The 7,955-nt window shown below is 52.0% G+C and carries 3 protein-coding genes; all 3 read right to left on the reverse strand.

The annotated features are described in order from the left end of the window. Positions 1-233: 233 nt before the first annotated feature. The gene (locus ACRCZA_RS07575) at positions 234-2,666 is read right to left on the reverse strand and encodes a zinc-dependent metalloprotease (protein ID WP_438673845.1); all 2,433 of its coding nucleotides are present in this window, start codon (positions 2,664-2,666) and stop codon (positions 234-236) included. A gap of 385 nt (positions 2,667-3,051) precedes the next feature. Beyond that, complete coding sequence (locus tag ACRCZA_RS07580) at positions 3,052-6,762, reverse strand: response regulator (protein WP_438673846.1); 3,711 nt, start codon at positions 6,760-6,762, stop codon at positions 3,052-3,054. A gap of 203 nt (positions 6,763-6,965) precedes the next feature. Further along, positions 6,966-7,955: PhoH family protein (locus tag ACRCZA_RS07585; RefSeq protein ID WP_438673847.1), on the reverse strand; the 990-nt coding region annotated here is incomplete at its 5' end.

Raw genomic sequence — 7,955 nt, forward strand, 5'->3', positions numbered from 1 at the left:
GCAAAGCGGAGCATTTTTACCCCAAAAACCCAAAGCAGCGCGAATGCGCCAGCGATAACGGATCCGGCGATACCTCATTCGGCAATAAGCAATCCGGCAATAAGTAATCCGGCAATGACATCCGCTCCTGCAATAACATCAGCGCCTGCAATAACATCAGCCGATGCACATTGGCACACTCAAGCGCCAAGGGTAACAGGCACAGTGCAATGGATAAGCTTGCATGGATAGGCTTAAATGGGCGCGCCGGGAGGCAGCCTAAGAGGCTTAGCAATCAATTTAACCTGGGGATCCTTAAGCCCGGCACTGAGCCCCTGATGCAACCAAGTGTAATGGGCCGCGAGTTTGACATTCGCCCGCTTTGCCTTAGCCATTAATTGCTTAAGCACAAATTGTGCGCGCTCATCTAAGGCCGCCTGCACCTCAGGAGAGGTATCCTGATGATGGCGGGCATAGAGCAGCTCATCGATGACCACCGCATTAATCCGCATCCACACGCCTTCACTCAGCCCTAACGCATCCTCCTGAAATACGGTGGCGGCAAATAACTTATTGAGCAACGTTGGCACCGACAATTGCTCATTGTCGGCCATGGCCGCTTGGCTGACACGATTTAACCGTTTGGGCTGCAATAATAACCTCACGGTATGGCGACTAAAGGCCTCAGCCATCCCTAAGGGATCGGTGATCGCCCCCAAGGCTGAATCGAAGGACTCCCGAGTTGCCTGATAATTGCCAGCTTTAGGCACCAGCGTCTCGAGCAAAGCTGGTGGCAAGCTGAGGCTCTCGGCGTCCAAGGTCTTAAGCAAAGCCGCCAATCCTGTCAGCTGCAACTGCGGCGCAATATAACTCCAGCGGCTGCCCTCGCCAATGGATTGATAGTTGTAATCGACGCCACCAATAAACTTGGCCACGGCCTCAATTTGATAACGGGTCAACAGATAAATAGGCGCAAAACTGTCGGCAAGCTCCCCTAAGGGCTCCCCCGCCAACAGGGCATGGCTGGAAAAGCCCTCTATCGCTTTGGTGCGGATCCTATTGAGCAGCGCTAACTGGGCGATGGGGTCATCGCCACTGTCCCACAAGCTGGCGTAGGCATGACCACTGTCACTGCCACGGGAGTCGGCTTCACCGATATACCTCAAACCCTTTCTTGCCACATCACTGAGCAAGCGCGTTTGCAGCGCCAGTTGTTCTTCAGGGGAGCCGGCATCAGCGTAACCAAAGGCGATGGCAAAATGATCCCACTCACCAAGGCCTGTTGTATAAGGCGCAGAAATAGCAATATTGTCCCCCACCAATTGGATTTTAGGATGGGGATAATCCATCACCGACGCATCCTGATTGGTCGATGCGGCAAAGTTATGATCCAGCCCCAGCGCATGGCCAACCTCATGGGCAGCCAATTGCCGAATACGCGCCAATGCCAAGGCGCTTGCCGCGGCCTCTGCCGCCGTCCTATCCTGCCAGCCTGCGGTTAAGCCTTTTGCGATTAAGTAATCTTGGCGGACACGCAGGCTACCTAAGGTGACATGGCCCTTAATGATTTCGCCGCTACGGGGATCGATGAGCGTCGAGCCATAGGACCAGCCACGCGTGGCTCGATGCACCCACTGGATCATGTTGTACCGAATATCCTGAGGATCGGCGTTGTCGGGCAATAGCTCAACCTTAAAGCCATCGATAAACCCAGCCTGAGTAAAGGCACTTTCCCACCAGCGCGCCCCCTCCAGTAATGCACTGCGGATAGGTTCAGGCACACCAGGCTCCAAATAGTACACAATCGGTTTTATCACTTTGCTCGGCAGCGGCCCGGGACGCACTTTTTGTAAGCGATGGCGCAGGAGCAAACGCTGCATTAACGGTTGATTAAAGGCCGTCGCATAGTCACGGTAGTCATAGGACAGAAAACCACTCATCGGGTGATAGGCGCGGGGCTGATACCCCGCTTCAGGTAATGCGACAAAGGAGTAACGCAGGCGCAAGGTCAGCGCACTCGCCTCGGGAGTCACGGCAGCCACCTCCGCAGCGAGGCTTTGCCCTTGAGCAACGCGCTCACCATAAAAGGTGAGTTGCACATCCACATCGGCATTTTGAGCAAAGGATTTGACCTTGTCAGGAATAATCACTGAGCGGCCAACATCGAGGGAATAATCCCCTTGGCCACGCTGCGCTAAGGTGGCACTAACGCCATGCCAATCCTTGAGCAGCAAATCGGTTAACGATACCCGCTCAGGTGAGCCTGCCATAATCTTACCCTGCCAGAGCACTGAGTCAGCAAAGGCCTCGTCGACCGCCCTTTTGGCGACCAAATCTGGGCTGCCGGCACGGTATTGGGTATTAAGCTGCTTAAGTTGTACATAGGGACCTTGGCGCTCAAACTGCACTAAGCGACTTTGCCCCAGTTGCCCGCGATCAAGGCCGATGTCGTTAGAGCCCACTCCTTCAACAAGGCTAGTGACCAACAAAAAAGGTTGATTGAGCCGATTAAGCTCAACATACAAGTCCCCCGCGCGCGGCTCATAATGTAAATTCAAAAAGCCTTTTTTGACTTGGGCTTGCTGCCAGTTCACCGTCAGGTCGCTCGCGGCGACAGGCAACGCGGCGAGCAAAGTGCTGGGCAGCGCTAACAGTAACATCCCTATGATTAAGCGAGCAGCTGGCATTGTGTATCCTCACACTGGCAAATAGGCGGCAGGGCGGTCAATATCCACCGAACGGTAAACAACGGCTAGACAGTAAACAACAGCTTAGCTGCAAATCAAGCCGCCGTGACTAAGGTTGCATCATTACCGCGGCACTCATGCCAAGGCGGTCATGCTAAGGCACTTATACTAACTAAAGCGTACTAACTAAAGCGTTCATGCTAAGGATGCCAAAGGGCGCAGCAGGCCAAGGCATCCCTGTTTAGCCCGTGTGCACCGTCATTTATGCGCAATCATATTCATGCGCAATCATACTCATGCCTCATGCGCAATGACGCAAAACCGGCATCGCGCTGAATTAACGCCTGCGCCGCAGGCAGCAAAAGGGCAACAGCACTCTGCCAAGCTAGCGCTGTTGATGCTGATGCTTGTGCTTAATCCAATGACTTAAGGTTTCAAATAATTCGTTTAGCACTATCGGCTTCGTGATATGGGCATTCATGCCCGCCGCTAAACTCTTTTCTCGATCCCCTGACATCGCATGGGCCGTCATCGCAATAATCGGTAACTCATCGGCGCTATAGCGCGTACGCAGTGCCTTCGCGGCAGTTAAGCCGTCCATCACCGGCATTTGAATATCCATCAGTACCGCATCAAATGGCCGAGAATCGATGATATCTAATGCAACTTGACCATTGCCCGCCAGCACCACCTCGTAGCCAGCGCTCTTTAATAGCTCAGTCGCAACTTGTTGGTTAATAAAGTTATCCTCCACCAACAGCACCAGCCCGGCCTGCTCTCCGGCCTCGATAGGTTCAATAGGTTGCACCACATTTAATCGAGGCTCATCGGCAAAGGCGGCAATGATCTCATCAAATAAGCTGGAGGCCTTAAAGGGCTTTTGCAGCACCGCAAATACATTGGCATTGCCGACTTCCTGCTGTAACGGATCCGCGGCGTAGGCAGTCATCATGATGATCACCGGGCGGCGGCTTAAACGCCCTTCGGCCACCATAGTGTCGATGGCACCCACCACGTCGCTGCCGTCCATTTGGGGCATCATCCAGTCGAGTAGCAGTAAATCAACTGGCGCGCGCGCCAATTTATACAAAGCCTCGGCGCCACTCGCGGCCGTATCCACCTCAAAGTGGAAATCACGCATCACTGTCGAATAAATTTGCAAGGCTGAAGGGTTATCATCAACGACTAAGGTGCGTAAATTATTGAGTTTTTCAGGCACCACTAGCGGCTCAATTTTGGCCTCTTCGGCAATTTCAAAGCTGATGGTAAAGCTAAAGGTACTGCCCACACCCAGCTCACTTTGCACCTGCATCTTGCCGCCCATCATAGAGACTAAATGCTTACTGATCGACAGCCCAAGGCCCGTGCCGCCGTATTTACGGGTGGTTGAACCATCGGCTTGGGCAAAGGCATCAAATAGCTTTTCTTGCTGATCTTTACTGATGCCAATCCCCGTATCTCGCACCCAGAATTTCAGGGTAATACGATGATCCCGCTCGCCGACATCCTCACAACCCAATTCAATTTCCCCCGATTGGGTAAATTTGACGGCATTGGAGAGCAAGTTAATCAGCACTTGGCCTAGGCGTAATGGGTCACCTTTGAGGATCAGCCCCGCGGTCACCGGCGCATAGAGCAGCAGTTCCACCCCTTGCTCTTGGGCTTTAAGGGCGTTGAGATCAAGGGCATGATCGAGCACCTTATCGAGGGGGAATGACACCCGTTCTAGCTCTAATTTACCGGCTTCAATCTTTGAAAAGTCGAGAATATCGTTGATGATCCGCAGCAGGGATTGAGCTGAGAATCCGGCTTTTTCAAGGTAATCCTTTTGCTGAGCCGTCAGCGATGTACGCTGGGCCAATTGCAGCATGCCGATAATGGCGTTCATCGGAGTGCGGATCTCATGGCTCATGTTGGCCAAAAATTCACTCTTATACAGGTTCGCGAGCTCGGCATCCTGTTTCGCCTCCAACAGCGCCACTTCGTTGCTCTTTTGCCGCGTAATGTCCTTATGAGTTCCCACCATCCGCTTAGGTTGGCCATCGGCGGTAAACTCCACCACCCGCCCTCGGGACAGTAGCCAGTGGTAGTTACCACTTTTGCCCAATACTCGAAATTCGATTTCGTAGGCATCCAACGGATTTTGCAGATATTGTTGGCGATATTCCTCCACCCGCATCCTGTCATCGGGGTGAGTCAAGTGATCGATGGAGGAGAGTAACGCAGGGAACTCATTGATTTTATAGCCAAGCATCGAATAATAGGCGGGGTTGCAAATGATCTGCTCCGAATCTAAATACCAGTCCCACAGACCATCTTCCACCGCATCCATGGCCAAATGGTAGCGCTCCTCGGAGAGGCGCAATTGCTCTGCGGCCTCATACTCACGAGTCACATCACGCCAGACCGCAATCAACCCCAACAACTCGCCGCGGCGGTTATAGAAAGGCAATTTTAAGGTATCGAGTAACACCGGCTTGCCCGCCAGTTCGACCTTTTCTTGATAACGCAGTGGCGTGCGATCTTTTAAGACTTGCTCATCCTCGGCGCGGATCCGCACTCCCATTTCCGGCGAGATCAAATCCACCGATGACAGGCCAATCATTTCGCTCTCACTGTAACCGAGCATCCGCTCTGCCGCCTTGTTACAGCCTAAATAGCGCCCTTCTTTATCTTTAAAGACAATGGCTTCAGGGATGGAGTCGAGCAACGATCGCAGCAGCGCATATTCCCGCTCACGCCGCTCGGTGGTGTCTTTTAAGCGCTCAGTACGCCGCGCCACTAACTTATCCAAGCGCTTATTTTGCTCGGCCAGATGGTGGGTATATTGTTTATTCTCTTCAAAAATCCGGCTCACGAGTAAAAACCAAGGCTCCCAACCGGGGTTAATCTTCTCCGGGGGTTTACGCGGCTCTTGGGAGCAACCCTCAAGGTGAGAGAGTAGGCGCGATGCGGGGCTGACAAAGGAGCGACGGGTTTGCCAATGGACGATGGTCACTAAGACGGACAGGGCAATCACCACCAAAATAAAGGTCAGCTGCAGCTTGTCCCAGGAGTCTTGGAATAAGGCGTCCTCATGCTGTAAATACAAAAGCCGCCAAGGCGCGTTATGCAGCGCCACCGAGTGAATATAATAACCATTGCGGATAATGCCCTCGTGGGCATCAAAGAGTTCAGACTCCGGCAAAGAATGCAGCTCGGAGGGAATGCGCTGGCTGATATGATAAACACGATTGATATCAGAGGTATCAAAGTCACTGTGGGATAAAATATTATTTTGTTGATCGAGCAGGATCACCGTCCCCGGCATCTTAAAATACACCCGAATTTGCCGCGCGAGCGATGCCAGTGTCATATCCAAATTGATGGAACCGACAAATTTGTCATCCAAATAAATCGGCACACCTAACGTCGTTAACAACCCCTTGCCCGTGGAGTCGACATAGGCTTCGCTCCAAAACACGCTGCGCTGGGGATTCATCTCAGGGGTGGCATACAAAAATTGCTTTTTATTCAGCAGCTCATCCCTAAAGCGTTGCTCGCTATCCGTCCAAGGGAAGTAGGACATGATCCGGCGCCGAGAGAGATAATAAATTGCCGAGGCTTTAGGCGCGGCTTCCTTGGCCACTGGGAAGGACAGTGAGAGCTCGAATAACATCTCAAGCTCTTGATAAAACTCATCACTGCGGCCATCGAGGGAGCCCGCCCCGGTTATCCGCCCCATATTCGTGAACGGTTTTCCGTCCTTGGCATAGCTCGGCTCTAGGGTAAAATATTGGCCACTTTCGTTAAACTTACTGTACTGCGGCAAACGTTCCTTACGCACCAATTCGCCTAAGCGCAAATGATCGACCGCCACATCGCGCAAACTCTTCACTGCACGGATGCTCGATTCGAGCAGTAAGTCGATTTGCAACACATGGCGCTCGACCTGCTCCTCACGCTGCTCCATTTGCTGCGTTTTCTGTTTGTCATAGGAAGTCCATGCCGTTAATAACGACATGATAATTACCCCGATGTACGTATAGAAAACCGCGCGATTATAATCCTTTTGGATAGGCGATTTTAACTGAAGATCCGGCTCACTCGATTTCATCCACTACCCTTGCTTGCAGCGCTTGATGTTAGGCGTCGACGGCAAAACGTTAGGGGTAATATACTAGCAGGAAGAGATCCTCAATCCCATCAAATAATTGCCGCGCCTTTGGGCCCATCGTCATGATAACTCACTTAATTTAAGAGGAATGGGCAAAAATAAAGGCCTCAATCTGAGGCCTTGTCATAGTCTAGCAGCTCGGCTTACAAATGCTCCTCGGCATATTGGGCAAGGCGGGAGCGCACGACACCATTGAGATAAACATTCGCGCTGCCTTCGAAGTCTTTGAAACGTTCAACAATATAGGTCAGACCCGAGGTCACGGCAGTCAAATAGTTAGAGTCAATCTGCGCCAGATTGCCGCAACAAATCAGTTTTGTCCCTTCGCCCATGCGGGTGATCATGGTTTTGATTTGTGAGGCGGTGAGATTTTGGCACTCATCTAAGAGCACAATGGAGTTTTGGATCGAGCGCCCGCGCATAAAGTTAATGGATTTAAATTGGATGTTTGCCTTTTCCATAATGTAATTCATGCTGCCCGTCGGATTGACGTCGTGTTTATGCAGCACCTCGAGGGTATCGGTAATGGCGGCCAGCCAAGGCAACATTTTTTCCTCCTCGGTGCCAGGCAAAAAACCAATGGATTCGGCGATTTCTGGCGTGTTGCGGGTCACGATCACTTTATCGTAACGCTGGCGCTCAACCACCAACTCCAGGGCGGCGGCCATCGCCAGCAAGGTTTTACCACAACCCGCAGGACCGGTTAAGATCACCAGCTCAATATCCGGATCCAGTAACGCCTGCAGGGCCATGCTCTGATAGATATTTTTAGGTTTTACCCCCCAAGCTTCGAGGTTTTTCAAGCGCTCGCGGCCTAAATCCAAAATATGCACATGGCTATCGGTGAGCGCGGTGACTCGCCCACAAAAGTCCGATTCGGTATCGATAAGATATTGATTAATGTAGAACGAGTCGCTGGCTAACCCCTGTAGCGGCACCTCATGAATGGTGTGTCTGCCGTGGCGCGCGGTCGACACTTTATCGAGATGCGCCCAAAAATTGCCCTCAAATTGGTAAAAACCTTTACTTAAAAAGCGAATGTCGTCGATCAATTGATCGGTACGATAATCCTCAACCAATTCAATGCCCGCGCCCTTAGCCTTGAGGCGCATATTAATATCTTTGGTCACTAA

The organism is Shewanella sp., assembly GCF_051658185.1.
GTDB lineage: Bacteria > Pseudomonadota > Gammaproteobacteria > Enterobacterales > Shewanellaceae > Shewanella.

Excerpts from the sequence above, each read along its gene's own strand:
- ACRCZA_RS07575 (WP_438673845.1), bottom strand. The coding sequence starts at position 2,666 with ATGCCAGCTGCTCGCTTAATCATAGGGATGTTACTGTTAGCGCTGCCC.
- ACRCZA_RS07580 (WP_438673846.1), bottom strand. The coding sequence starts at position 6,762 with ATGAAATCGAGTGAGCCGGATCTTCAGTTAAAATCGCCTATCCAAAAG.